Genomic DNA, 25342 nt, shown 5'->3' with positions numbered 1-25342 from the left:
CAGCGGACCTCGGTTCCTTGTACCACGGACTCAGGAGTAACTCCGCAGTAACTCCCCCCACGAGGAGCCGCACACATGAGCATGAGAATGCCTCGTTTCGCCGCCTTGGCCTCTGCCCTGTTACTCGCCGCGGGCGCGGCCCTGTTCGGAGCCGGCCAGGCATCCGCCGCCGCCGACTTCGGCTACGTCGCCCTCGGCGACTCCTATTCCTCCGGCGTCGGCGCCGGCAACTACGACAGCGCCAGCGGGAACTGCAAGCGCACCACCCGCGCCTACCCGGCCCTCTGGGCCGCCGCACACGCCCCCCAGACCTTCTCCTTCGCCGCCTGCTCGGGTGCTCGTACGGGTGATGTGATGAGCGGTCAGCTCGCACCGCTGAACGCGGGCACCGACCTCGTCAGCATCACCATCGGCGGAAACGACGCCGGGTTCGCCGACGTCATGACCACCTGCGTCCTCCAGTCCGAATCCACCTGCGTGAGCCGCGTCAACCAGGCCAAGGCCTACGTCGACAACACCCTCCCCGGCCAGCTCGACCAGGTCTACAACGCCATCCACAGCCGTTCCCCGGGCGCCCGCGTGGTCGTCATCGGCTATCCCCGCTTCTACAAGCTGAACGGCACCTGCGTGGCCGGACTGTCGGAGGGCGAGCGCGCCGCCATCAACGGCGCCTCCGACTACCTCAACGCCGCCATCGCCAAACGTGCCGCCAACCACGGCTTCGCCTTCGCCTCGGTCGCCGGCGCCTTCACCGGGCACGAGATCTGCTCCGGCAGCGCCTGGCTGCACAGCCTCAACTGGCTGAACATCGGCGAGTCCTACCACCCGACCGCCGCCGGACAGTCCGGCGGCTACCTGCCCGTCTTCACCAGCGCGGCCTGAGCGTCACGGACTGGCCGTCGGCCCCGGGTTCGGTGACGGGGAAGCGGTCGGTCCGGAAGTGCTCGGGGAGGAGGCCCCGCCCGTCGGGGTCTCCTCCCCGCACGTCACCGAGAACTCCAGCCAGGCCGAAGCCGCTTCCGAAGGCGCCCGGATCTCCAGCCGCACCGCGTCCTCGAAGGTGGCGTCCGGGTAGTGCGTCAGCTCCGTGTGCTCCAGCCGTACGCTCCCCGGTCCGCCGGCGGGGTAGGCGAGGGTCTGCCAGCCGGGGCCGGTGGTCTGCCCGCTGCGCGTGGCCCAGCGGTACTCCACCACCGCCGGGGTGCGGTCCACCGCGACGGTGGCGGTGAAGGCGGGCGCCTCGGCGGCGGGCGCCGGGCAGTTCCCGCTGTAGGTGTCCCGGACGGCCCGGACGGCGGACACCGTGATGCCGGCCGGCGGCGTGGCCGAAGGAGAGGGGGAGGAAGGAGAAGGCGAGGGGGAGGCGCTCGGCGAGGGGGTCGGGGTCGGGGAGGGCGAAAGGCGCTGCGTGACGGTCGGGGTGGGCGTCGCCCCGTCTCCGCCGTCTCCGCCGTCTCCGCCCGTGTCGCGGTCCTTCAGAAGCAGCCACCCCAGCAGGACCACCACCAGGAGCAGTACGACGATTCCGCCGGTCAGCACCAGCCCGGCCCCGTTCCGCTCGGGCTCCGGGGGATACGCCGGCGCCGATCCGGTCCCGGGTGCGGGCGCCGGCAGCGGCGGGGTGGGGTGGCCGTACCGGTGCTGCGCCACGGAGGCCGGGCCGTCCGCCCCCGCCGGCGGACCCGCCACGGGACCCGACACCGGGCCGCCGGAGGCCCGTACGGTCCCGCCCGCACCGACGATGCGCAGCATCCGGGCCGCCTCCGTCGCGGACAGCCGCTCCTCGGGGTCCTTGACCAGCAGCCCTTCCAGGACGGGCGTCAGCGGCCCGGCCCGCAGCGGCGGCGGGAACTCCTCCTCCACCACCGCCCGCAGCGTGGCCACCGGGGACTCCCGGCGGAAGGGCGAGACCCCCTCCACGGCCAGGTACAGCGTCACCCCGAGTGCCCACAGGTCCGACGCGGGCCCGGGCTCGCGCCCCAACGCCCGCTCGGGCGGCAGGAATTCGGGCGAGCCGATCACCTCGCCCGTCATGGTGATGGCGGTGGAGCCCTCCAGGCTCGCGATCCCGAAGTCGCCGAGCACCACCCGGCCGTCGTTGGCGATCAGCACGTTGCCCGGTTTGACGTCCCGGTGCAGCACCCCCGCCTCGTGCGCGGAGCGCAGCGCCGCCAGTACCTGCTCGCCGATGTGCGCGGTCCGCTGCGGGGTGAGCGGGCCGTCGCCCTCCAGGACCTCCGCGAGCGAGAGTCCCCGTACGATCTCCATCACGATCCAGGGCCGGCCGTCCTCGGTGGCCACGTCGTAGACGGTGACCACGCCCCGGTGCGAGACGCGGGCCGCGGCCCAGGCCTCCCGCTCCAGCCGCTGGTACATCCGGGCCACCTCGGCCTCGTCCATTCCGGCCGGTGCGCGCACTTCCTTGATGGCGACCTCGCGCCCCAGGACCTCGTCCCGGGCCCGCCACACCACACCCATCCCGCCGCGGCCGAGCGGGCCCAGCAGGCGGTAGCGTCCGGCGATGACGCGGTCGCCGGCGCCGTCCCCGTTCGACGCGGACTCAGTCACCGAAAGCCTCATTCACGCGCGCCCCCAAGAGCGTTACCGGACGATCACTCCAAGTTAGCGCAGAGCGTGCGCCGTGGCTCCGGTCGCGACAGGAGTCACGCAGTCTGCGCCGATGCGGTTCCATGTCCCGCCCATGTCCCGCCCATGTCCCGCACGCCTCGCCGGATTTCGCGGAGAGTGACGATCGACTCCGCTGAGTAATCGTCAACTCCCGCTCGCCACAGGGGCAATTCACACGACCGGGATACCTGTGCGCGACGTGGGGACGATAGGGTTACCCTGCCCGGTGGGCCGGGTGCCCTCGTACGGGTGGGGAGAGACATGGAACAGATAGCAATGCGCAGCAGGCCGCCTCGCGTGCCTGCCATCACTTGCGGGAGCGGTGCGACCAGTTCGCGCCTCGACCGCCACCTCGCCGTGCTGGGCGGTCCCGCCGTCCCGCACCGCGAGACCGCCGAGGCGACGCTGCTCATGCGTGAGCTCACCTCGCGCGACCACACGCACCGGCTGCGGAGCCGGAGCGCGCGCGTATCGCTCTTCGCGCCGCTGCGGAGGCTGCGGCGCACCCTTTTCGGCAGCCGCCGCTCGTAACCGTCCCCGTCCGGTTCCGGTCCCAGCAGCGCCGCCGTTTCGTCCCCGGCCTGATCAACCCTGCCCAGTCAGCGAACCACACCGTCCCGGCGCAGTGCCGTGATCTGTTCGCCCGTCATCCCCAGGGCGAGCAGTAGGCCTTCGGTGTGTTCGCCGAGCGCGGGCACCGCACCCATGTGCGGTGCCGCGCCGCCGGGCAGCCCGATCGGCGGCAGCAGGGCCCGTAGCGGGCCCGCCGGCGAGCCCACCTCCCGCCAGCGGTCCCGGGCCTCCAGCTGCGGGTGCGCGGCCAGCTGTGCCACCGAGTTCAGCCGTGCGCAGGCGATGCCCGCGGCCTCCAGCCGCTCGATCGCCGCGTCCGCGCCGAGCCGGCCCAGCGCTTCGGCGACCACCGCGTCGGTCTTCTCCCGGTTCGCGGTGCGCGCCGCGTTCGTCGCGTACCCCGGATCCTCGGCCAACTCCGGCTGCTCCAGCACCTGTTCGGCGAGCCGTCGCCACTCCCGGTCGTTCTGCACCGACAGCAGTACGCGGTCCCCGTCGGCCGTCGCGTAGGCGTCGTAGGGCGCGATCACGGCGTGCGCGAGACCCGTCCGCACCGGCTGCTCCCCGCCGTGCATGGTGTGGTGCAGCGGATGCCCCATCCACTCGGCGAGCGCGTCGAGCATCGACACCTCCACCCTGCCTCCGCGCCCGGTGATCCCGCGCCGCAGCAGGGCCGCGAGCACGCCCGAGAAGGCGTACATGGCCGCCGCGATGTCCGCCGCCGGGATCCCCGCCTTCACCGGCTGCTCCGGGGTGCCGGTCACCGAGACCAGTCCGGCCTCGCACTGGACGAGCATGTCGTAGGCGCGCTTGTGGGCGTACGGTCCTTCGGGCCCGTAGCCGGAGACGTCCACGGCGACCAGCCGGGGGTAGCGGGCGCACAGCGCGGCAGAGTCGAGCCCGAGCCGGGCGGCGGCCCCCTGGGCGAGGTTCTGCACGAACACGTCGGCCCCGTCGAGCAGCCCGTGCAGGACCTCCCGGCCGCGCGGGTCCTTGAGGTCCAGCGCGATCGACTCCTTCCCCCGGTTGGCCCACACGAAGTGCGAGGCGAGACCGTGCGCGGCGGTGTCGTAGCCGCGCGCGAAGTCCCCGCCGTCGGGCCGCTCGACCTTGATCACCCGGGCGCCGAGGTCGGCGAGCTGACGGGTGGCGAAGGGTGCGGAGACGGCCTGCTCGACGGAGACGACGGTGATCCCGTCGAGGGGGAGGGGCTCGGCGGCGGGCGCGCCGTTCGTGTCGTTGGTCTCGGGTTCCATGACGGCCTGCCTACCGGCCCCGAGCCGATCTGTCCACGACCTCGACTCCGCCCCGAATCCGGCCGGGGTGCGACTTTTCCTCCGTCCGGCGTCCGAGGTCCGGGGTCCGGGCTTCCCAGCGGTCCGGCGTTTGAGGGCCGGGGCTTCCCAGCCGTCCGTGGTTCGAGGACCGGGGTCCGGGCTTTCGAGCCGTCCGTGGTTCGAGGGCCGGGGCCCGGGCTTCCCGGCCGTCCGGCGTTTTGGGGTCCGGGATCCGGATCTCTCAGCCGTCCGGCGTTTGAGGACCGGGGTCTGGGGCGGAGCCCCAGGAGCACTTCAGCCCGTCCGGCGCTTGAGGACCGGGTCAGGGCAGAGCCCTGGGAACGGTGGAAGGGCGGGTAGGGGACTCCGCCCCGCAGGGCAGACCACCCGCAGGGCCGCCCCTCCCGCCCCGCCTCGCGCGGCTCCGCGCACGCACCCAGCCCGGGCGCAGCCCGCTACGGCGGGCCCCGGAAGGGCGGGCCCAGGGAAGGGCAGGCTCCGGAAGGGCGGGCCCAGGGAAGGGCAGGCTCCGGAAGGGCGGGCCCAGGGAAGGGCAGGCTCCGGGATGGACGGGCCCCGGGAAGGGCAGGCTCCGGGAAGGGCAGGCTCCGCCCCCGCGAGGCCCCCGCGCCTCAGAGCAGCGCGAACTGCCCGCCCGGCCCCTCCTCCTGGTGGTCCAAGACCGAGGCGGGCCGCCGGGCCCACCCGGGCGCCGGCACCACCCCACCCGCACGCAGCTCCTCCACGGACAGCACCGGCCCCACCTCGAACGCGGCCCGCTCCGGCTCCAGTTCGGCAAGCAGCGCCAGGGTCGTCACCAAACCGAGCAGCTCCGAGGTCCAGCCCTGCGGCCACTCCGCCGGCCCCACCGCGTCCAGCCCCTCGGCCTCCGGGTCCCGGTGCGCGAGCCGTGCGGCGAACCAGGACTCCAGGACGCGCACGCCCTGGGCCTCGTACGCCCACGCCCCGGCCGGTACGGGCGACACGGTGCCGCCGTCCCCGCTCCCGGCCCCGTCCCCGCTCCCGGCCCCGCCCCCGATGGTCAGGGTCTCGCTCTCCGGGTCGTACGAGAGCTCGCTCGGCCACGCCGGCAGTGCCGAGCGGACGTACGGCCGGCGCCCCCCGGGCAGCCGGGGCGCCTCGCCGCCACGGGCCCCGCGCAGCCGGACGGAGAGCAGCCGGTGGCCCAGCTCCAGCCCGGCCCGCCAGCGCGCGGCGTCGGCGGTGAGGGGGACCTCGTACCCCCGGGGGCCGGGGCGCCCGGCGGCGAGGATCCAGCAGAGCACGTCCTCGGGGGTGACCCAGGTGCCGTAGCGCTCGCCGAGCAGGTGCTGCAGCCCGGGGGCGAGATTGGGCTCGGCGCCACCCGGGCGGCGGTGCAGCGGGCGGATCCGGCTGAGCCGCCCGGCCGGCAGGTGCGCGGTGACCTGCAGCGCCGCCGGCTGCACGGACTCCACGACGAACAGCTGGTGCTCGTCCAGCACCCGCCACAGCTCCGGGCGCGCCAGGTCGATGAGCCGCTGGTCGGGCAGCAGCCACTGCTCGTCGAAGGGCTCGCGCAGGATCCGTACGGGGTCGGGCCGCGGCCCGGGCACGTCCGCGAAGCGGGCCGTGGAACCGGCGCGCTGGCCCGGCAGCGCCGCCGCCCCGGCGCCCGTGGTCCGCGCCCGGGTCGGGCGGAACAACCGCTCCCGCTCGGGTCCCTCGGCGGCGGCCAGGGCGGCCCACCGGGCGCGCAGGGTGGCCGGATCGGGGGCCGCGACCCAGGCCCGGCCCAGGCGCAGGGAGCCCACGGCCCAGGGCATCAGATCGTCCAGCAGCGGGTCCCGCGGGGATGCGTCAGCGCTCACCCGGCCGATGGTAGCGACGCCACCCGGTGACCGGGCCGCGTCCAGGCCGGAGAGTTAGGATCGCTATGTAGGGATCTGCCCGGATCCGGACGGAGCCGGGCCGAACCGGGTGACCCGGGAGGCGGACATGAGCCAGTACGACGAGTACTCGACCCCGTCGCAGGCCGAAGGGGAACGGCTCGACGAGGACCTGGACGAGAAGCAGAAGAAGCTCCGCCACGCCCAGACGCAGCGGACCACGCCGTCCCAGGCGGAGGGCGAGCGCGGAACGGACGACGACCAGAAGTAGAGGACGACCAGAAGCAGAGGACGACCAGAAGCAGAGGACGACCAGAAGCAGAGGATGACCGGAAATCAGTGTGCGTCGACGGTCACGGTGAAGGAGAACCGGTCCCCGCGGTACCGGATCCGCGCCACGTCGACCACCCGCCCGGATCCGTCGTACGTGACGCCCGTGTAGTGCAGGATCGGGCTCAGCAGGGGCACTTGGAGCAGCTCGGCCGTGAGCGGGTCGGCGAGCCGCGCCTCCACCGTGTCCGTGATCCGGCTGATGTCCACCTTCACGATGTCCCGCAGCACCTTCGTCATCGGCCAACGCTCCAGATCCGCCAGGTCGATGGAGTCGGCGAGCTCCGGACGCACCGCGTTCTCCGCCCAGTTGGTCGGCTCGCCGCTCTCGCTGTCGTGGCGGAGCCTGCGGTACGTGACCACCTCGGCGGTGTCCGGGAAGTGCTCCAGCAGCTCCCCGGGCACCGCCGTCCGCTCGTGCCCCAGGATCGTCGTGCGATCGCCCGACTGCTGCGCCACGATCGCGTCGACCGAGCCGAGCAGCTGGACCGGGGCCCCGCGCAGCGCCGTCGGCTCGATGAAGGTCCCGCGCCGCCGGTGGCGGCTGATGAGGCCCTCGGTCTCCAGCTCCTTGAGCGCCTGCCGCATGGTCAGCACGCTCACCCCGTAGTGCTCCGCGAGCTGCTCCTCGGTGGGCAGGCGCAGTGACGCCTCCGCGGTGCGTCCGAGTATGGAGGCGCGCAGCGACTGGGAGACCTGGTACCAGAGCGGCAGCTTCCGGTTCAGTACCAGCGAGTCGGGGGCGAAGGCGGTCACGGGTGGTTCTCCGTAGGACGGGGTGGGCGCGGCGGCGGCGCCGTGCGGCATGTTCGTGATGTTAGGCGCGGAAGTGGCGCTCGAGTCCCTGCCAGACGTCGTCGTATCCGCCCTGGAGGTGCTCCGCGCCGGCCGCCTGGGCGGTCGCGGTGATCGGCCAGCGGGTCTCGAACATGAAGGCCAGGCCGTCGTCGATCTTCTGCGGCTTGAGCTCCGCGGCGCTCGCCCGGTCGAAGGTCTCCCGGTCGGGGCCGTGCGCGGACATCATGTTGTGCAGCGAGCCGCCGCCGGGCACGAAGCCTTCGGCCTTGGCGTCGTAGGCGCCGTCGATGAGCCCCATGTACTCGCTCATCACGTTCCGGTGGAAGTACGGCGGGCGGAAGGTGTCCTCGCCGACCAGCCAGCGCGGTGCGAAGACCACGAAGTCCACTCCCGCCAGGCCCGCCGTGTCGGAGGGCGAGGTCAGCACCGTGAAGATGGACGGGTCGGGGTGGTCGTAGCTGATCGAGCCCAGGACGTTGAAACTGCGCAGGTCGTAGACGTACGGGACGTGCGTGCCGTGCCAGGCGACCACGTCGAGCGGGGAGTGGTCGTAGGTGGCCGTCCAGAGGTTGCCGCAGAACTTGTTGACGACCTCGGTCGGACGCTCGGCGTCCTCGTACGAGGCCACCGGCGCGCGGAAATCGCGGGCGGCGGCGAGCCCGTTGGCGCCGATGGGGCCCAGGTCGGGGAGCTCGAAGGGCCGGCCGTAGTTCTCGCAGACGTACCCGCGGGCGGTCTCGTCCTGGAGCTCCACGCGGAAGCGGACCCCGCGCGGGATCAGCGCCATCTCGCCGGGACGGGCGCTCAGCAGGCCGAACTCGGTGCGCAGGAGCAGGCCGCCGCGCTCGGGGACGATCAGCAGCTCGCCGTCGGAGTCGCTGAACACCCGGTCGGTCATGTCGGCGTTCGCGGAGTAGAGGTGGATGGCCATGCCGGAGCGCTGGGTGGCGTCCCCGTTGCCGCCGAGGGTCCACAGGCCCGCCAGGAAGTCGGTGCCGGCGGCCGGGTCGGGCAGCGGGTTCCAGCGGAGCCGGTTCGGGTCGGCCGGGGCCTCCGTGAAGGGCGCGGAGCGCAGGGCGCCGTTGCCGGTCCGGGTGAAGGGCGGGTGCGCGGCCGAGGGGCGGATCCGGTAGAGCCAGGAGCGGCGGTTGTGGGAACGCGGCTCGGTGAACGCGCTGCCGCTGAGCTGCTCCGCGTAGAGGCCGAGGGGGGAGCGCTGGGGCGAGTTCCGCCCGATCGGCAGTGCACCGGGGACCGCCTCCGAGCTGTGCTCATTGCCGAAGCCGGTGAGGTACTCCAGTGCCTCCGCCGTCTTCCTGGCCTGCTCGCTGCCGCCGCTCATTGCACGCTCCCGGTCTGCCGAAGGAATCCTATGCCTGACAGTAGGATTCCTGGGCCCACGCGTCAACGGGGGATTCCGGTCGGTCGGCCGACAGGCCTGCCGGAGGCCTGTCGCCGGCCTGTTGTTGCGTGAGGGGATCCCAAAAGATGAACAATGCTCTACTCTCACGCGCATGTCGTGGACCCGCAGGTTTCCTGCCGTGCCGGCGGCGCTCCTCGCCGCCCTCCTGGCCCTTCTGTCACTCCTCGTTGCCGCGCCCGCCGCGAGCGCCCACGAGGAGCGCCCCGTCGAGCTCCCCGACGGCACCGGCTCCGTACCCGCCTACCGTGCGGGCGAGCCCGACCTGATCGTCTGCAAGACCGACCGCCCCGCCTTCGAGCGCCGGATATCCGCCTTCCCCGACGCCCTCGAGCAGCGCAACCTCGCCCTCTACGAACGCTGCGAGAAGAACGGCTTCCGCGACCTCCAGGCGGCGGTCGACGCCGTGGACCGCCCGGGCATGAACATCGCGATCCTCCCCGGCCTCTACGAGGAGGAGCCCTCGCTCACCGCACCGACCGGGGAGTGCGCCTCGCTCAAGGCGCCCAACTCCTCGCTCGGCTACCAGATCCTGACCTACGAGCAGCAGGTGGCCTGCCGCCACAACCAGAACCTGGTCGCCATCCTCGGCAAGACCGACCTCCAGATCGAAGGCACCGGAGCCTCCCGCCAGGACGTGGTCATCGACGCCAAGTACCAGAAGCTGAACGCGATCCGCGCCGACAAATCCGACGGCGTCTACTTCCGGAACTTCACCGCCCAGCGCACCACCTTCAACTCGCTGTACGTCCTCGCGGCCGACGGCTTCGTCATCGACGACGTCCTGACCCGCTGGAACGACGAGTACGGCTTCCTGACCTTCGCCAGCGACCACGGGCTCTACAAGAACTGCGAGTCCTACGGCAACGGCGACTCCGGCATCTACCCCGGAAGCGCCTCCGACATCAACGAGGACCGCGGCTACGACGTCCCCCGCTACTCCATCGAGATCACCGGCTGCCGCAGCCACCACAACATGGTCGGCTACTCCGGCACCGCGGGCGACTCGGTGTGGGTGCACGACAACGAGTTCGACCAGAACATGGGCGGCGCCTCGATGGACAGCGCCTTCCCGGGCCACCCCGGCCTCCCGCAGAACCACGCCTTCTTCGAACGCAACCTGATCCACGACAACAACGCCGACTACTACCACCACGTCGCGGACGGCACCTGCGCCAAACCGCCCGTCGAACGCGGCTACGAGCAGGGGGTGGTCTGCCCGCAGATCTCCATGCCCCCCGGCACCGGCATCATCACCGCCGGCGGCAACTGGAACCTCTACGAGAACAACTGGGTGTACGGGCACCAGCGCGCGGGCTTCTTCCTGTCGGCCGTGCCCGCCTTCATCCGCGGCGAGGAGGAGCTGTCCAAGCAGACCGACACCTCCCACCACAACCGCTACGCCGGCAACATCCTGGGCAAGGACAAGTCCGGCGCCTCCCGCCCCAACGGCATGGACGTGTGGTGGGACGGCCAGGGCCGGGGCAACTGCTGGCAGCAGGGACCGGACGGCTCCACCCCGGGCACGCTCCCGCAGTGCGGCGAGCGCCGCGGCGCGGTCTCCGGCGCTTCGGCCCGGCTGGCCGGCGAACCGGTGAAGCTGGCCCAGCTCCTCGTCTGCGCCGACTACAGCGTCCAGGCGCGCAAGCTCCCGGCCGGCTGCGACTGGTACGGCTCCCGGGGCCTCCAGCGGGTGGAGACCCAGCTCGCCCTCGCCGTCGCGGCGGTCCTCCTCCTGGTCGGCGGCCTCCTGTGGTGGCGCCGCCTGCGCGCCTCACGCCTGGCCACCGTGGCGGCCCTGCTCGGCCTCGCGGGCCTGGCCCTGGACGTGGCCGGCTCCACGATGGGCCTGATCGGCACCTTCGTCCCGGCACTGGCCCTGCTCTGCCTCGGCCTGTGGTGGACCGGCACCGGCCTCGCCCTGCGCCCCACCCGGCCCTGGCTGGCCCGCCTGACCCTGCTGCTGGGCGCGCTCACCCTCCTCGACGCCTTCGACAAGGCCGTCCTGATGATCCCCTGGGTCCCGCTCAGCCCCGCCTGGATACGGTCGCTCGTCGCGGTGGTCTGGGTCCTCTGGGCCGTCATCGCCGCCGCCCGCCCGGGCGGCACCCCGGCCCGCCCGGCAGGCCCGGGCGACGACCCGGCCGGCGACCGGGTCCCCGTCCCCGCAGGCCCGGCCCCGACCCGCAGCGCCGAGGCCGAAGCCGAAGCCGAGGCTGAGGGCGGCACCGGCGCCGGCGCGCAGCGGGGCGCTGCCGGGGGAGACCAGCCGTGACGGGCCACCCGGGCCACCCCGGCGACCGCCCCGAACGCCGGACCTGGTGCGACGTGTGCGGCACGCCCCCGCGCGGGTCCCGCCGGTCCCACAGGACGGGCCGCGCGACGGCGCTGCTCGCCCTGGCCCTGCTCCTGGCCGGCGGTGCGGCGACGGGCTGCGGGGGGAGGGCCACCACCCACCACAAGCCCGGCACCACCCACGAGCAGGCCTCCGGGAAGGTCGGCACCCTGCTCACCGCCGACGACGGCGCGGGCCACCGGCTCCGCGAGGTCCCGGCCGAGGGCGCGCCGGAGGTCCGGCTCGCCGCCCGGCCGGACTCCGAGGACGGCTGGAACCTCCAGCTGACGGTGGCGAACTTCCACTTCACCCCCGACAGCACCGGCGGCGCCGCCCTCCCGGGTGCCGGGCACGCACACCTGGAGCTGGACGGCCGCAAACTGGCCCGCCTGTACGGCCCTTGGTTCCACCTGCCCGCCGCGCAGGTACCCGAGGGTGGCACGCGCACCCTCACCGTCCGCCTCTACGCGGACGACCACACGGCCTGGGCGGTGGCGGGCAAGCCGGTCGAAGCCACCCTCCAACTAGCCCCGGGATCGGCCCTGTCCACCCACTCCCACTCCCCGGCCGCACCGTCTCCCACGCCCCCGGAGACGGCGCAGGCCGACCGCACGGTGACCATCACCGTGCGAGACGGCAAGGTCAGCCCGGCCCCGGGCCGGGTGGAAGTGAAACGCGGCGAACGCGTGGCCCTACGTGTCACCAGCGACCGCGCCGACACCCTGCACGTCCACGGCATCGACAAGGAACTCGCCCTGCCGGCAGGCCAGGAGGCCACCCTGATCCTGACGGCCGACCGCACGGGCCTCTTCGAGGTCGAGACCCACGAGTCCAACCTCGTCCTGACCCAACTGGTAGTCCGATGACCCCACGACCCCAACACCAAGCCCCACCCCGGACCCCGACCGGTTCCCGGACCCCGACCGGGGCTCCGGCCCTGAGCCAGGCTCCGGTCCTGGTCCTGGCCCCGGCCTCGGCTCCGGCCAAGGCCTCGGCCCCGGTCCCAGCGCCGACCTCGGCTCCGGCCCCGGCTCCGGCCCCGGCCTCGGCTCCGGCTCCGGCCTCGGCTCCGGCCTCGGCTCCGGCCTCGGCCCCGGCCAAGGCCTCGGCCTCGGCCCCGGTCCCAGCGCCGGCCTCGGCTCCGACCAAAGCCCCGGCCAAGGCCTCGGCCCCAGCCCCGGCCCCGGCCGTGACCTCGGCTCCGGCTCCGGCCCCGGCCGGGGCCCCGGCGGTCCGGCGGTGACTGGGTTCGGGACGGCGGCGGTCCTGTACGGGCCATCCGGTGGCGGGTTCGGCCAGGGCGTGGTCCTGCACCCGGGCGATCCGCTCACCGTGCTCGCGCACGGCATCGGCTCGCAGCACGATCTGCCGATCTCCCCCTTCTACGCCTTCGCCGGCGCCTTCACCGCACTCTTCGTCTCCTTCCTCGCGCTGGGTCTCCTCTGGTCCGCCTCCCGCTTCCGCGGCGATCGCTCCGGCCTCGCCCTGCCCGCCGGGTTCCAGCGGGTGGCCGACGCGCCGGCCACCCGCACCACCCTGCGCGGGCTCGGCCTCGTGGCCGCGCTCGCCGTCCTCCTGTACCTCCTCCTCGGCCCCGACGACCCCGCCCGCAACCCCGCTCCCGGCGCCGTTTACGTCCTGCTCTGGGTCGGCCTCGTCCCCGCCTCCCTCCTCTTCGGCCCCGTCTGGCGCCTTCTCAACCCGCTCCGTACCCTGCACCGGCTGCTTGCCGGGCTGTCGGCCAAGCTCCGTACGGCCCGGCCCTCAGCCGCAGCCGCCGGAGCCGCCTCCGCGCGCTCCTCCCGGAGTCCGCGAGTCCCTGCACCGCACCTCGCCGCGGTACCGGACCTCCCTGGCCCGCAAGCTCCGCAAGCTCCGCAAGCTCCGCAGCCCCCGCGCCCGGAGCCCCGAGACCACCGCCCGCTCCCCGCCCGGCTAGGGCAATGGCCCGCCGCCGTCGGGCTCTTCGCCTTCACCTGGCTCGAACTCGTCTCTCCCGATCCCGCCTCCACCACCACCCTCCTGATCGCCCTGACCGGCTACGCCGCCGTCCAGCTCCTGCTCGCCGCCCGCTACGGTGAGCGCTGGTTCGCCGACGGAGACGCCTTCGAGGCGTACTCCGACCTCCTGGCCCGGCTCTCCCCCCTCGGCCGTCGCAGCGACGGCCGCCTCGTTCTCCGTAACCCCTTCCACGGACTCGACGCGACGCCCGAGCGGCCCGGACTCGTCGCCACCGTCTGCGTCCTGCTCGGATCCACCGCCTACGACGGCTTCTCCGACAACCCCTCGTGGATCAACGCGATCCAGACCTCCCCCCTCGGCCGCACGGCCGCGGCCACCCTCGGACTCGCCGGAGCCGTCGCCCTCGTCGCCGCCCTCTACTGCCTCTGCGCGGCGGTCACCCGCCTCGTCTGCGGCCCGCACCCCGGCCCGCTGACCGCCTTCGCGCACTCACTCGTACCGATCGCCCTCGGCTATCTCGTCGCCCACTACTTCTCCCTCCTGGTAATCGAAGGACCACGCACAGTAATCATGGCACTGGGCACTGACAACGCCCCGGAACCCTTGTCGCCCTTGGGCCCCGGCGGCCTCGCCGCCCTTCAGGTGATCGCCGTCGTCGCCGGCCACGTGCTCGGTGTGATCGCCGCGCACGACCGCTCCGTACGCCTCTTCCCGCCCGCGAAAGCCGTCGCCGGGCAACTGCCCCTGCTCGCGCTGATGATCACGTACACGGTGGGCGGCCTCAGCCTGCTGCTGAACTGAGGCGGCCGAACCGGTACCGCCGCCCACCCGTGAACCCAGGAGCGGCATGATGGACCCCGTGCCCCCAGCCCATCCATTGCGCCGGACGCCGATCCAGCAGCGCAGCGCCGACCGCCTCGCCCGGATCCTCGACGCCTGCGCGGAGCTCCTTGACGAGACCGGGTACGAGAACCTCAGCACCCGGGCCGTGGCCCTGCGGGCCGGCGTGCCGATCGGTTCGGTCTACCGGTTCTTCGGCAACAAGCGGGCCATGGCCATCGCCCTGGCCCACCGCAACCTCGACCGTTACGCCGACGGCATCGAGCAGCGGCTGGCGGAGCTCCCGGACACCGACTGGCGCCCGGTCGTCGACGCGGTGCTGGACGAGTACCTGGTGATGAAGCGCAGCGTGCCCGGCTTCGCCCTCGTCGACTTCGGGGTGCCGGCGCCGCCGTCCGAGGGGCCCGCCTCCGACCCCAACCACCTGGTCGCCGTCCGCCTCACCGAACTCCTCGGCGCCCACCTCGCCCTCACCCCGGACGCCACCCTCGAGCGGGCCGTCCTGGTCGCGGTCGAGGCCACCGACGCCCTGATCCAGCTGGCCTTCCGCAACGACCCGTCCGGCGACCCCGACATCGTCGCCGAAACCCGCGCGATGATGCACGCCTACCTCGCACGCGTCCTGGACTGACGGGACTGACGGGGCTGACATTGCCGGCCGGACTGACGGGGCCGGTCGGGCCGGCCGGACGGCCCACGCCCGTCGGGCCGTGACGGCGGCCTCCCACACCGGGGAGACCGCCGTTCCATCACGCGCCGCCTACAGGCGGCCGGTCACCACCAGGTTGCCGTCCGGCGTGCGCCGCGCGAGGGCGCCGGTGCGCAGGTAGCCGTCGGGGGTGAAGGCGCGCGCGTTGCGGCCGGGCGAGCGGTAGTAGCCGCGCGCCGTGTAGGGGCCGCGGGCCAGGAGCTCGCCGGGCTCCCCGTCGGGGACCTCCTTGCCGTCGGCGTCGACGACGCGGATCTGATCGTCGGGGGAGAGCGGACGGCCCTGCGTCGTGAGCACCGTCTCGTCCGGATCGCCGGGCCGGGTGAGGGTGAGCAGCCCCTCGTCCGTGCCGAAGACCTGCTGGAGGCGGCAACCCCATTCGGAGCCCACCCGTTCGGCGGTCGCACGGTCCAAGGGCGGGGTGCTGCCGCCGACCTGTACGAGACGCAGGCTGCTCACATCGGCCCGGTCCGCGGTCGCGGCCGCGGGACGTGCGTCGAGCCAGAGCCGGGCGGTGGCGGGCGTCACCGAGGCGACGGTGACCCGCTCGCGCTCGACGGCCGCCAGGAACGCGGCGGGTTCCGGGTCCTCGACCAGGACGACGGTGCCGCCGACGGTGAGGGTGCCGATGATGCCGGGGCCGCCGAAGGCGAGGTTGAGATCGGCGGGCAGCGCGGCGAGGTACACGTCGTCCTGGGTGAGCGACACCAGCTCGGCGGCGGCCCGCGCCTGGTAGGCGTAGTCGTTGTGGGTGCGCGGAACCAACCCGGGTGCCTCGCCGGCGCCGCCGGAGAGCAGGAAGAGCGCCACCTGGCCGGCGCTCAGCGTGAGCGCGGGCTCGGCCGGGGAGTCGAGGGAGTCCAGCGGGAAGTAGTGGCAGCCCGAGGTGTCGGTCGTGAAACCGCCGTACGGGTCCGAGGTGCCCGGCGGCTCGTAGGTGAACACCCGGCGCAGGAAGGGGCCCTGGGTCGCGATGCCGGCGGCCATCGCCGTGTGGTCGAAGCCCCGGTACGTCGCGGGACCGATGTAGCCGGTGGCCTCGGAGACCTGGACGACGTGGGACACCTCGGCCGCGCGGTGCGAGATCGGGCAGAGCACCGGGACCGCGCCGGCGCGCATCAGCGCGAACGTGGCGACGACGAGCTCGGGGACGTCGGGGAGCTGGACGACGACCCGCTGTCCGGGCCGCAGGCCGCGCAGCCGGAACCCGGCGGCCATCCGGCTCACGCGGCGGTTCAGGGCCGCGTACGTGAGGCGGGTGTCGCCGTGGACGAGCGCGGTCCGCGGTCCGAACTGCACGGCCCAGCCGCGCAGCAGGTTGTCCAGCGTGTTGCCCCGCCAGTGGCCGGACGCCCAGTAGTAGTCGACGAATTCCTCGGGCCAGGGCGTACAGCCGTCGAGCATGGATGTCATTCGGCAATCCAATCCGCCCCTCTCCACAGGGGCAATGTGCTTTCCCGACCAAGGGCGCCGAATTGCGTCAGCAGAAGGACCAAGGGGCGCCGCTGAGCAGGGGGAACGGTCGGGGCGTGGGGTGGCGGGTGTGAATGCGCGGCGCGGTGGGGAAAACGTGCGCAGGGTGTCCGCGTGCGCGCGGCGGCGTCGAATTGCCCGTCGCCCCGTGCGGCCCTCCGAAACGGCCGGGACCCTGCCCGACATCGCCGCGGCTTCGCCCGGCTAGGCCCGGCCCCGGTCCCGCCTCGGCCCTAGCCTCGCCCGCCCGGCCCCGGCCCCGGCCCCGGCCCCGGCCCCGGCGCTGGCGCTGGCCTCGACGCTGGCCCCGCCCCGCCCCCCGCCCGGATCCGGGCCCAGGCCCCGTCCCCCCGATTCCGGGTCGCGCCGGACCCTCCCCACCGTGCCTACCGGTCGGTATGCTCGGTGCCGCCCGCGCGGGTCCGGCGCCCGTGCCCCGTGCCCCGTGTCGCAGCCTGCTGCCCCTGGAGGGCCCATGCCCCGCACCGCCCTGCGCATCTGCCCCCTGTGCGAGGCCACTTGTGGCCTCACGCTCACCATCGAAGGCACCACCGTCACCGGGGCCCGGGGGGACCGCGACGACGTGTTCAGCCGCGGTTTCATCTGCCCCAAGGGTGCCGCCTTCGGTGGCCTCGACGCCGATCCCGACCGGCTGCGGACCCCTCTCGTGCGACGCGACGGCCGGCTCGTGGAGGCCACCTGGGAGGAGGCCTACCAGGCCATCGCCGACGCGGTCCCCGCGCTCGTGGGCGCGTACGGGCCCCAGTCCGTCGGCGTCGTCCTCGGCAACCCGAACGTCCACACCATGGCCGGCCAGCTCTACCCGCCCCTGCTCCTCAAGGCGCTCGGCACCCGCAACCTCTTCACGGCCAGCACCCTGGACCAGATGCCCAAACACGTCTCCAGCGGGCTGCTCTTCGGGGATCCCTTCGCCATCCCCGTCCCGGACCTCGACCGCACGGACTTCCTCCTGCTCCTGGGGGCGAACCCGGTCGAGTCCAACGGCTCCCTGTGCACCGCACCCGACTTCCCCGGCCGGCTCAAGGCGCTGCGCGCACGGGGCGGCACCCTCGTCGTCGTCGACCCGCGCCGCACCCGCACCGCCAAGCTCGCCGACCGCCACCTCGCACCGCGCCCCGGCAGCGATGCGCTCTTGCTCGCCGCCCTGGCCCAGACGCTGCTCGCCGAGGAACTGGCCGATCCGGGCGCACTCGCGGAACACGCGCAGGGAATCGGGGAACTCGCCGAAGCGCTCGGTAGTTTCACTCCTGAGGCCGTCGCCCCCGCCTGCGACCTCACGGCCGAAGAGATCCGCGACCTCGCCCGCGATCTCGCGGCCGCGCCGACCGCCGCCGTCTACGGGCGGATCGGCAGCTGCACCGTGGAGTACGGCACGCTCGCCAGCTGGCTGGTCGACGTGCTGAACGTCCTGACCGGAAACCTCGACCGGCCGGGCGGAGCCCTGTTCCCGCTGTCCGCGACCGACCGCGCACCCCGGCCGGCCGGACCCGGCAAGGGCTTCAGCCTCGGACGCTGGCACAGCCGGGTCAGCGGCCACCCCGAGGCCAAGGCCGAACTGCCCATGGCCGCGCTGGCGGAGGAGATCGAGACCCCGGGGGAGGGGCGGATCCGGGCCCTCGTCTCCATCGCGGCGAACCCCGTGCTGTCCGCCCCCGACGGCCGGCGCCTCGACGCGGCCCTGGCCGGGCTCGACTTCATGGTCAGCATCGATCCCTACCTCAACGAGACCTCACGCCACGCCCACGTGGTCCTGCCTCCCGCACCGCCCTCCCAGAGCGCCCACTTCGACTTCTCCTTCAACACCTTCGCCATCCGCAACCAGGTCCGCTATTCACCGCCCGCCGTCCCGCTCGAAGACGGGCGCATGGACGAGTGCGAGATCCACGCCCGTCTCGTACTCGCCGTCTCCGGCATGCACGGAACCGACCCGGCCACCGTGGACGAGCTCGCCATCGGGGCCACCCTGGCCAGGGAGTGCGCCGACCCGGAATCTCCCCTGCGCGGACAGGACCCGGCGCGCCTCGCCGGGCTGCTCGCGGGCGCCGGCGGCCCCGAGCGCCGCCTCGACATGATGCTCCGGCTCGGCCCCTACGGAGACCGGTTCGGCGCGGCTCCGTCCCTGCCCGGAAGCGCCGGTACGGGTACCAGCGCGGGCACGCCCGAAGGCGCGGCCGGACCGGGCCCCGCCCCTGCCCCCACCCCCACCCCCACTCCCGTCCCCGGCGGCCTCGGGCTGGAGCAGTTGCGCGCGCACCCGCACGGAATCGACCTGGGCCCGCTGCAGTCCCGGCTCCCGGGCCTGCTGAAGACGCGCAGCGGCAGGATCGAGCTCCTGCCGGACCCGATCGCGGCCGAACTCCCCAGGCTGCGCAGGGCACTCGCCGACAGCCCCGCCGCCCTGGTGCTCGTGGGCCGCCGCCACCTGCGGTCCAACAACAGCTGGTTGCACAACGTTCCGGCCCTCGCCGGAGGTTCCAACCGCTGCACCCTCCAGGTCCACCCGGACGACGCCGCCCGGCTCGGTCTCACCGACGGGCACCTGGCCCGGATCACCGCCGACGGCGGCAGCCTGGAGGTTCCCGTCGAGGTCACCGACACCCTGCGCACCGGAGTCGTGAGCCTCCCGCACGGCTGGGGCCACGACCGCCCCGGCACCCGCCTCTCCGTGGCCGCGGCCGTGCCCGGAGCCAACGTCAACCAGCTCCTCGACGGCAGCCGGCTCGACCCGCTCTCCGGTACGGCCGTGCTCAACGGCTTCCCCGTCGAACTGACACCGATCCCCTGACATCCCCTGAGCTGGGGTTTTGCTCGTATTGCTCACGCGTGGACGTCTTGTTGGCCCCCAGAGGAGGCACCTAGGTTCCCCCCATGCTGACCTTCCTCGGCTTCGCCATGATCGCGACCTTCCTGGTCCTGATCATGCTGAAGAAAATGTCGCCCATCGCGGCGCTCGTCCTCATCCCCGCACTCTTCTGCGTGTTCGCCGGACAGGGCGCGCAGCTCGGCGGCTACGTCATCGACGGAGTCGGCAAGCTCGCGCCGACCGCCGCCATGCTGATGTTCGCCATCGTCTACTTCGGCGTGATGATCGACGTCGGCCTCTTCGACCCGATCGTGCGCGGCATCCTGCGCTTCTGCAGGGCCGACCCGATGCGCGTCGTGGTCGGCACCGCCGTCCTCGCCGCCATCGTCTCGCTCGACGGCGACGGCTCGACCACCTTCATGATCACCGTTTCGGCCATGTACCCGCTCTACAAGCGCCTCGGCATGAGCCTGGTGGTGATGACCGGAGTCGCGGCCACCGCCAACGGCGTCATGAACACCCTGCCCTGGGGCGGCCCCACGGCCCGCGCCGCCACCGCGCTCAAGCTCGACGCCGCCGACATCTTCGTACCGATGATCCCCGCGCTCGCCGTGGGCCTGCTCTTCGTCTTCGCCCTGGCCTACGTCCTCGGCCTCAAGGAACGCCGCCGCCTCGGCCTGCTGACCCTCCCCGATGGCACAGAGCGGTCGGCGGAGCCGGCCGGGGAACTCCTCGTCGCGGCCGGCAAGGCCCCGGCCGCCGCCGGGAGCGCCGGCGGCTCCCAGGCGCCCACCGGTGCCGAGGCGTCCACCCCGTCCACCCCGTCAGCCCCGTCCATCCCGTCCATCCCGTCCGCCCGGTCCACGGGCCCCACCCCGCCCTCCGAGTCCGCGGGACCTGCCTCGTCCGCCCCCGGCGAGGGCGCCACCCCCGCCGAAGAGGCCACCCCCGCCGAAGACGGCTTCCAGGGCCTGGACCCGCACCGCCCGACCCTGCGTCCCCGCCTCTACTGGTTCAACGCGGGCCTCACCGTCGCCCTGCTCACCGCCATGATCATGGAATTGCTCCCGATCCCGGTGCTCTTCCTCATCGGGGCCGCCCTCGCCCTCACCGTCAACTTCCCCCACATGCCGGACCAGAAGGCCCGGATCGCAGCCCACGCCGAGAACGTCCTGAACGTCGCCGGAATGGTCTTCGCCGCCGCCGTCTTCACCGGCGTCCTCACCGGCACCGGCATGGTCAAGCACATGGCCGACTGGCTCGTCGGCGCCATCCCCGAGGGCATGGGCCCGCACATGGCCCTGGTCACCGGCCTGCTCAGCCTGCCCCTCACCTACTTCATGTCCAACGACGGCTTCTACTTCGGCGTCCTGCCGGTCCTCGCCGAGGCCGGGGCCGCCCACGGGGTCTCCCCGCTCGAAATCGCCCGCGCCTCCCTGGTCGGGCAGGCCCTGCACATGTCGAGCCCGCTCGTTCCGGCCGTCTACGTCCTCGTCGGCATGGCCAAGGTCGAGTTCGGCGACCACACCCGGTTCACCGTGAAATGGGCGGCCCTGACCTCCCTGGTGGTCCTGGCGGCAGGGATGCTTTTCGGCATCATCTGACCCCCGCCGCCCCTGGCGCACACAAAACTACCGACGCTAGTTTGTAGGGTGTTGGCGACGCCAGAACCACAGCAGCTCTACAGCAGGTCGACAGGTCTACAGGTCCACGCGCCCGCGCGTGCTCGGGAGGATTGCCATGAAGGCCCATGACGGGATGTACATCGGCGGCGAGTGGCGGGCCGCCCTCGGCCAAGGCCGCATCGAGGTCCTCAACCCGGCCGACGAGCGGGCCATCGCCTCGGTCCCGGCCGGTACGGCCGAGGACGTGGACGCGGCCGTACGAGCGGCCCGTGCGGCCTTCCCGGCCTGGGCGGCCACGGCTCCGGCCGAGCGGGCCGCCCTCATCGGGGCCCTGCGCGACGTGCTGGTCGCCCGCAAGGGCGAAATAGCCGAGACGATCACCGCCGAGCTGGGCTCGCCGCTGGGGTTCTCGGAGATGGTCCACGTCGGGGCGCCGATCGCCGTGGCCTCCTCCTACGCCGAGCTCGGGGCCTCGTACGCCTTCGAGGAGCGGATCGGGAACTCGACCGTGCTGATGGAGCCGGTCGGCGTCGTCGGGGCGATCACCCCCTGGAACTACCCGCTGCACCAGATCGTTGCCAAGGTGGCACCCGCTCTCGCCGCGGGCTGCACCATCGTCCTCAAGCCCGCCGAGGACACCCCGCTGACCGCACAGCTCTTCGCCGAAGCCGTGCACGAGGCGGGGATCCCCGCCGGGGTCTTCAACCTGGTGACCGGCACCGGCCCGGTCACCGGCCAGGCCCTGGCCGCGCACGAGGGAGTCGACCTCGTCTCCTTCACCGGATCCACCGCCGTCGGCAAGCAGATCGGCGCCACGGCCGGCGCCGCCATCAAGCGGGTCGCCCTGGAACTGGGCGGCAAATCGGCCAATGTCATCCTGCCCGGCGCCGACCTCGCCAAGGCCGTCGCCGCGGGCGTGGGCCACGTCATGAACAACTCCGGCCAGAGCTGCAACGCGCTCACCCGCATGCTCGTCCACCGGGACGACTACGAGGAGGCGGTCTCCCTCGCGGCCGCCGCCGCGGGCAAGTACGCCTCCGGCGACCCCCTCGACCCGGCCACCCGCCTCGGCCCGGTCGTCAGCGCCAAGCAGCGCGACCGCGTCCGCGGCTTCATCACCAAGGGCGTGGAGGAGGGCGCGCGCCTCGTCGCGGGCGGACCCGAGGCCCCGCACGAGCAGGGGTACTTCATCGCCCCGACCGTGTTCGCCGACGTCACGCCCGACATGACCATCGCCCAGGAAGAGATCTTCGGCCCGGTGCTGTCGATCCTTCCCTACGGCGACCAGGACGAGGCCCTGGCCATCGCGAACGGCACCGACTACGGGCTGGGCGGGGCGGTCTGGGCGGCGGACGAGGAGACGGCCGTCGCCTTCGCCCGCCTGATGGACACCGGCCAGGTGGACATCAACGGCGGCCGCTTCAACCCGCTCGCGCCCTTCGGCGGGTACAAGAAGTCCGGCGTGGGCCGCGAGCTGGGCCCGCACGGCCTCGCCGAGTACCTCCAGACCAAGTCCCTGCAGTTCTAGCCCCGCACCCACGGAGACGACGATCATGGTCCGCGCCGCCATCCTGCCCGCCGTCGGAGCCCCCCTCGAGATACGGGACATCGTGCTGCCCGAACCCGGCCCCGGCCAGGTCCGGGTGCGGCTCGCCGCCGCCGGGGTCTGCCACTCCGACCTCTCCCTCACCAACGGCACCATGCGGGTCCCCGTACCCGCCGTCCTCGGCCACGAGGGCGCGGGCACGGTCCTCGCCGTCGGCGAAGGGGTCACCCACGTCGCGCCCGGCGACGGGGTGGTGCTCAACTGGGCCCCGTCCTGCGGGCAGTGCCACCACTGCTCGATCGGCGAGGTCTGGCTCTGCGCCAATGCGCTCACCGGGGTGGGAGCGGTGTACGCCCACGACGCCCAGGGGGTCGAGCTGCACCCCGGGCTGAACGTGGCCGCCTTCGCCGAGGAGACGGTCGTCGCGGCCAACTGCGTCCTGCCCGCCCCCGCCGGGATCCCGCTCGCCGAGGCCGCACTGCTCGGCTGCGCGGTCCTCACCGGCTACGGAGCCGTCCACCACAGCGCCCAGGTCCGCCCCGGCGAGTCGGTGGCCGTCTTCGGAGTCGGCGGCGTGGGTCTGGCCGCCCTCCAGGCGGCCCGGATCGCGATGGCGGGCCCGATCGTGGCCGTGGACGTATCCCCGGACAAGGAGGAACTGGCCCGGGCGGCCGGTGCCACTGAGTTCCTGCTCGCCTCCGAGACCACCGCCAAGGAGATCCGCGCCCTCACCGGCGGCCACGGCGCCGACGTGGCCGTCGAGTGCGCGGGCCGGGCCGCGAGCATCCGCGGTGCCTGGGAGTCCACCCGGCGCGGCGGCCGTACGACGGTGGTCGGCATCGGGGGCAAGGAGCAGCAGGTCACCTTCAACGCCCTGGAGATCTTCCACTTCGCCCGCACCCTCACCGGCTGCGTCTACGGCAACAGCGACCCCGCCCGCGACCTCCCGGTGATCGCCGCCCACGTCCGCGCGGGCCGCATCGACCTCGGCGCCCTGGTCACCGACCGGATCACCCTCGACGGGATCCCGGCGGCCTTCGACGCGATGCTGGCGGGCAAGGGCGGCCGCTCGCTGGTGATCTTCTAACAGTCAGGCAGTCAGGCAGTCAGGCAGTCAGGCAGTCAGGCAGTCAGGCGGCCGGGCAGCCGGGCAGTCAGTCGGACAGCCGGCCCGTCCGTCCGGGAGGCCCGCCCCTGCGGGCCTCCCGGCAGACGGAGCCGGGCCGGTGCAGGCGGAGCCAAGCGCCGTCAGGCCGTCTCCCGCAGCGCCGCGTACTGGAGGGCCAGGCCGTCCAGCAGGGCCGCCAGGCCCGTCTCGAAGGCGCCCTCGTCCACCTCCTGCTGCCGCTCCGCCAGCAGGTGGGCCTGACCCAGGTGCGGGTAGTCCGACGGGTCGTATGCCGTCTCGTCGTCCACGAAACCCCGGGCGAAGGAACCCACGGCTGAGCCGAGGATGAAGTACCGCATCAGCGCCCCGATCCGGGTCGCCTGCGCCGGCGGCCAGCCGGCCGCGGTCATCGCGCCGAAGACGGCGTCGGCCACCCGCAGTCCGGCGGGCCGCCGGCCCGGCCCGCGGGCCAGCACCGGCACGATGTTCGGATGGTCGGACAGGGCGGCCCGGTAGGAGTGCGCCCAGTCGCGCAGCGCGACCTGCCACTCCCGGCCGTCCCCCGCCTCGAACATCGACAGGTCGACCCGCGCGCTCACCGCGTCCGCGACCGCGTCCAGGATCTCGTCCTTCGTGCGGAAGTGGTTGTACAGCGACGGCCCGCTGACCCCCAGCGCCGCGGCCAGTCGTCGCGTCGAGACGGCCTCCAGCCCCTCGCCGTCCACCAGCGCACCCGCCGCCTCGACGATGAGCGATCTGCTGAGGAGGGGCTTGCGCGGTCTGGCCATGCGCCACATAGTAAGGCCTGCCACATTTAAACTAGCGATGGTAGTTAACCGGAGGTGCCCGGTGAATCTGGAACTCAGCGAGGAGCAGTCCGCCGTCCGCGATCTCGCCCGCGCGTTCACGGAGCGCGAGATCGCCCCGTACGCCGCCGAGTGGGACCGCGCCGAGAGCGTGGACCGGGCCGTCGTGAAGAAGCTCGGCTCCGTCGGCTTCCTCGGCCTGACCGTCCCCGAGGAGTACGGCGGCTCCGGCGGAGACCACCTCTCCTACGTCCTGGTCACCGAGGAACTCGGCCGCGGCGACTCCGCCGTGCGCGGCATCGTCTCCGTCTCCCTGGGCCTGGTCGCCAAGACCGTCGCCGCCTGGGGGAGCGAGGAGCAGAAGCGCGCCTGGCTGCCCCGCCTGTGCTCCGGCGAAGCCCTCGGCTGCTTCGGCCTCACCGAGCCCGGAACCGGCTCCGACGCCGCGGCCCTGACCACCCGCGCCCGGCGCGAGGGCGACTCGTACGTGATCAGCGGCAGCAAGATGTTCATCACCAACGGCACCTGGGCCGACGTGGTCCTGCTCTTCGCCCGCACGAACGAGGACCCCGGCCACCGCGGAATCTCCGCGTTCCTCGTGCCCACCGACTCGCCGGGCCTGACCCGCCGCGAGATCCACGGCAAGCTGGGCCTGCGCGGCCAGGCCACCGCCGAACTCTCCCTCGACGGCGTGCGCGTACCCGCCTCCGCGATGCTCGGCCCCGAGGGGAAGGGCTTCTCCGTCGCCATGTCGGCCCTCGCCAAGGGCCGGATGTCCGTCGCCGCGGGCTGCGTCGGCATCGCCCAGGCCGCGCTGGACGCGGCCGTGTCCTACGCCGCCCAGCGCGAGCAGTTCGGCAAGCCGATCGCCCACCACCAGCTGGTCCAGGAGCTGATCGCCGACATCTCCGTCGACGTGGACGCGGCCCGGCTGCTGACCTGGCGGGTGGCCGATCTGATCGACCGCGGACTGCCCTTCGCCACCGAGTCCTCCACCGCCAAGCTCTTCGCCTCCGAAGCCGCCGTCCGCGCCGCGAGCAACGCCCTTCAGGTGCACGGCGGTTACGGCTACATCGACGAGTACCCGGCCGGCAAGCTCCTGCGCGACGCCCGCGTGATGACCCTCTACGAGGGCACCAGCCAGATCCAGAAGCTCCTCATCGGCCGTGCCCGTACCGGGGTTTCCGCTTTCTGAGCACTTTCCTGAGTATGTACGCGAT

The 25342-nt window shown here is 73.3% G+C and carries 19 protein-coding genes; 12 read left to right on the top strand and 7 right to left on the bottom strand.

What is annotated here, in order from left to right; translation table 11 throughout:
* Nucleotides 1-81 precede the first annotated feature (81 nt).
* The gene (locus tag ACODT5_RS25705) at nucleotides 82-882 is read left to right on the top strand and encodes an SGNH/GDSL hydrolase family protein (protein ID WP_422525031.1); all 801 of its coding nucleotides are present in this window, start codon (nucleotides 82-84) and stop codon (nucleotides 880-882) included.
* 3 nt (nucleotides 883-885) lie between these two features.
* Here the strand turns inward: ACODT5_RS25705 and ACODT5_RS25700 are convergent, their stop codons facing one another.
* Nucleotides 886-2580: a serine/threonine-protein kinase gene (locus ACODT5_RS25700; protein ID WP_422521603.1), complete on the bottom strand. Its 1695-nt coding sequence runs from the start codon at nucleotides 2578-2580 to the stop codon at nucleotides 886-888.
* A 309-nt stretch (nucleotides 2581-2889) separates the two neighbouring features.
* Here ACODT5_RS25700 and ACODT5_RS25695 point away from each other — a divergent pair, with 309 nt between their 5' ends.
* Nucleotides 2890-3159 (top strand): hypothetical protein, encoded by a 270-nt coding sequence (locus ACODT5_RS25695; RefSeq protein ID WP_030720225.1) that lies wholly within the window; start codon nucleotides 2890-2892, stop codon nucleotides 3157-3159.
* A 68-nt stretch (nucleotides 3160-3227) separates the two neighbouring features.
* On the opposite strand, the gene ACODT5_RS25690 is transcribed toward ACODT5_RS25695, so the two are convergent.
* Entirely contained in the window at nucleotides 3228-4457 is a 1230-nt protein-coding gene (locus ACODT5_RS25690; protein ID WP_422521602.1) for a CaiB/BaiF CoA transferase family protein, read from the bottom strand.
* 653 nt (nucleotides 4458-5110) lie between these two features.
* On the bottom strand, nucleotides 5111-6283 hold the full coding sequence (locus ACODT5_RS25685; RefSeq protein ID WP_422525030.1) for a type ISP restriction/modification enzyme: 1173 nt from the start codon (nucleotides 6281-6283) through the stop codon (nucleotides 5111-5113).
* Nucleotides 6284-6455: 172 nt separating this feature from the next.
* Between ACODT5_RS25685 and ACODT5_RS25680 the strand changes: the two genes are divergently transcribed.
* Entirely contained in the window at nucleotides 6456-6617 is a 162-nt protein-coding gene (locus ACODT5_RS25680; protein WP_422521601.1) for a hypothetical protein, read from the top strand.
* 65 nt (nucleotides 6618-6682) lie between these two features.
* On the opposite strand, the gene ACODT5_RS25675 is transcribed toward ACODT5_RS25680, so the two are convergent.
* Together ACODT5_RS25675 and hmgA are read right to left on the bottom strand one after the other, a co-directional pair.
* Nucleotides 6683-7483 carry a GntR family transcriptional regulator gene (locus tag ACODT5_RS25675; RefSeq protein WP_422521600.1) on the bottom strand — a complete coding sequence of 267 codons (801 nt, stop codon included), beginning with the start codon at nucleotides 7481-7483 and terminating at the stop codon, nucleotides 6683-6685.
* A gap of 10 nt (nucleotides 7484-7493) precedes the next feature.
* Nucleotides 7494-8816, bottom strand: a complete 1323-nt coding sequence (gene hmgA / locus ACODT5_RS25670) for a homogentisate 1,2-dioxygenase (protein WP_422521599.1) — start codon at nucleotides 8814-8816, stop codon at nucleotides 7494-7496.
* A 172-nt stretch (nucleotides 8817-8988) separates the two neighbouring features.
* On the opposite strand from hmgA, the gene ACODT5_RS25665 reads away from it, so the two are divergent.
* From ACODT5_RS25665 to ACODT5_RS25650, 4 genes are all read left to right on the top strand, one after another.
* Nucleotides 8989-11169 carry a right-handed parallel beta-helix repeat-containing protein gene (locus ACODT5_RS25665; RefSeq protein WP_422521598.1) on the top strand — a complete coding sequence of 727 codons (2181 nt, stop codon included), beginning with the start codon at nucleotides 8989-8991 and terminating at the stop codon, nucleotides 11167-11169.
* Nucleotides 11170-11282: 113 nt separating this feature from the next.
* The gene (locus tag ACODT5_RS25660; RefSeq protein WP_422525029.1) at nucleotides 11283-12095 is read left to right on the top strand and encodes a cupredoxin domain-containing protein; all 813 of its coding nucleotides are present in this window, start codon (nucleotides 11283-11285) and stop codon (nucleotides 12093-12095) included.
* A 436-nt stretch (nucleotides 12096-12531) separates the two neighbouring features.
* Nucleotides 12532-13992 carry a hypothetical protein gene (locus ACODT5_RS25655; RefSeq protein ID WP_422525028.1) on the top strand — a complete coding sequence of 487 codons (1461 nt, stop codon included), beginning with the start codon at nucleotides 12532-12534 and terminating at the stop codon, nucleotides 13990-13992.
* Nucleotides 13993-14041: 49 nt separating this feature from the next.
* Nucleotides 14042-14662: a TetR/AcrR family transcriptional regulator gene (locus ACODT5_RS25650; RefSeq protein WP_385373649.1), complete on the top strand. Its 621-nt coding sequence runs from the start codon at nucleotides 14042-14044 to the stop codon at nucleotides 14660-14662.
* A gap of 129 nt (nucleotides 14663-14791) precedes the next feature.
* Here ACODT5_RS25650 and ACODT5_RS25645 read toward each other — a convergent pair whose 3' ends face one another.
* On the bottom strand, nucleotides 14792-16153 hold the full coding sequence (locus ACODT5_RS25645; protein ID WP_422521597.1) for a (2,3-dihydroxybenzoyl)adenylate synthase: 1362 nt from the start codon (nucleotides 16151-16153) through the stop codon (nucleotides 14792-14794).
* Between the two features lie 535 nt (nucleotides 16154-16688).
* Between ACODT5_RS25645 and ACODT5_RS25640 the strand changes: the two genes are divergently transcribed.
* The 4 genes from ACODT5_RS25640 to ACODT5_RS25625 all read left to right on the top strand — a co-directional run bounded on the left by ACODT5_RS25640 (nucleotide 16689) and on the right by ACODT5_RS25625 (nucleotide 23295).
* Nucleotides 16689-19019, top strand: coding sequence for a molybdopterin oxidoreductase family protein (locus tag ACODT5_RS25640; protein ID WP_422521596.1), 2331 nt, complete (start codon nucleotides 16689-16691; stop codon nucleotides 19017-19019).
* An 83-nt stretch (nucleotides 19020-19102) separates the two neighbouring features.
* Entirely contained in the window at nucleotides 19103-20641 is a 1539-nt protein-coding gene (locus ACODT5_RS25635; RefSeq protein ID WP_422521595.1) for a citrate:proton symporter, read from the top strand.
* A 136-nt stretch (nucleotides 20642-20777) separates the two neighbouring features.
* Entirely contained in the window at nucleotides 20778-22190 is a 1413-nt protein-coding gene (locus ACODT5_RS25630; protein WP_422521594.1) for an aldehyde dehydrogenase family protein, read from the top strand.
* A gap of 25 nt (nucleotides 22191-22215) precedes the next feature.
* A complete protein-coding gene (locus ACODT5_RS25625; RefSeq protein WP_422521593.1) occupies nucleotides 22216-23295 on the top strand; it encodes a Zn-dependent alcohol dehydrogenase in 1080 nt (359 codons plus the stop codon).
* Between the two features lie 161 nt (nucleotides 23296-23456).
* Here the strand turns inward: ACODT5_RS25625 and ACODT5_RS25620 are convergent, their stop codons facing one another.
* Entirely contained in the window at nucleotides 23457-24113 is a 657-nt protein-coding gene (locus tag ACODT5_RS25620; protein ID WP_422525027.1) for a TetR/AcrR family transcriptional regulator, read from the bottom strand.
* Between the two features lie 52 nt (nucleotides 24114-24165).
* Here ACODT5_RS25620 and ACODT5_RS25615 point away from each other — a divergent pair, with 52 nt between their 5' ends.
* Entirely contained in the window at nucleotides 24166-25317 is a 1152-nt protein-coding gene (locus ACODT5_RS25615; RefSeq protein ID WP_385373600.1) for an acyl-CoA dehydrogenase family protein, read from the top strand.
* Nucleotides 25318-25342: the final 25 nt, after the last annotated feature.

The organism is Streptomyces tatrensis (assembly GCF_049310065.1).
Classification (GTDB): domain Bacteria; phylum Actinomycetota; class Actinomycetes; order Streptomycetales; family Streptomycetaceae; genus Streptomyces.
The sequence above is the reverse complement of the archived record's forward strand: the minus strand, read 5'-3'. Positions and strand labels throughout refer to the sequence as shown.

Coding starts and splice junctions, on each gene's coding strand:
- ACODT5_RS25705 (WP_422525031.1), top strand. CDS start 82: ATGAGAATGCCTCGTTTCGCCGCCTTGGCCTCTGCCCTGTTACTCGCC.
- ACODT5_RS25700 (WP_422521603.1), bottom strand. CDS start 2,580: ATGAGGCTTTCGGTGACTGAGTCCGCGTCGAACGGGGACGGCGCCGGC.
- ACODT5_RS25695 (WP_030720225.1), top strand. CDS start 2,890: ATGGAACAGATAGCAATGCGCAGCAGGCCGCCTCGCGTGCCTGCCATC.
- ACODT5_RS25690 (WP_422521602.1), bottom strand. CDS start 4,457: ATGGAACCCGAGACCAACGACACGAACGGCGCGCCCGCCGCCGAGCCC.
- ACODT5_RS25685 (WP_422525030.1), bottom strand. CDS start 6,283: ATGCCCTGGGCCGTGGGCTCCCTGCGCCTGGGCCGGGCCTGGGTCGCG.
- ACODT5_RS25680 (WP_422521601.1), top strand. CDS start 6,456: ATGAGCCAGTACGACGAGTACTCGACCCCGTCGCAGGCCGAAGGGGAA.
- ACODT5_RS25675 (WP_422521600.1), bottom strand. CDS start 7,483: ATGCCGCACGGCGCCGCCGCCGCGCCCACCCCGTCCTACGGAGAACCA.
- hmgA (WP_422521599.1), bottom strand. CDS start 8,816: ATGAGCGGCGGCAGCGAGCAGGCCAGGAAGACGGCGGAGGCACTGGAG.
- ACODT5_RS25665 (WP_422521598.1), top strand. CDS start 8,989: ATGTCGTGGACCCGCAGGTTTCCTGCCGTGCCGGCGGCGCTCCTCGCC.
- ACODT5_RS25650 (WP_385373649.1), top strand. CDS start 14,042: ATGGACCCCGTGCCCCCAGCCCATCCATTGCGCCGGACGCCGATCCAG.
- ACODT5_RS25645 (WP_422521597.1), bottom strand. CDS start 16,153: ATGACATCCATGCTCGACGGCTGTACGCCCTGGCCCGAGGAATTCGTC.
- ACODT5_RS25640 (WP_422521596.1), top strand. CDS start 16,689: ATGCCCCGCACCGCCCTGCGCATCTGCCCCCTGTGCGAGGCCACTTGT.
- ACODT5_RS25635 (WP_422521595.1), top strand. CDS start 19,103: ATGCTGACCTTCCTCGGCTTCGCCATGATCGCGACCTTCCTGGTCCTG.
- ACODT5_RS25630 (WP_422521594.1), top strand. CDS start 20,778: ATGAAGGCCCATGACGGGATGTACATCGGCGGCGAGTGGCGGGCCGCC.
- ACODT5_RS25625 (WP_422521593.1), top strand. CDS start 22,216: ATGGTCCGCGCCGCCATCCTGCCCGCCGTCGGAGCCCCCCTCGAGATA.
- ACODT5_RS25620 (WP_422525027.1), bottom strand. CDS start 24,113: ATGTGGCGCATGGCCAGACCGCGCAAGCCCCTCCTCAGCAGATCGCTC.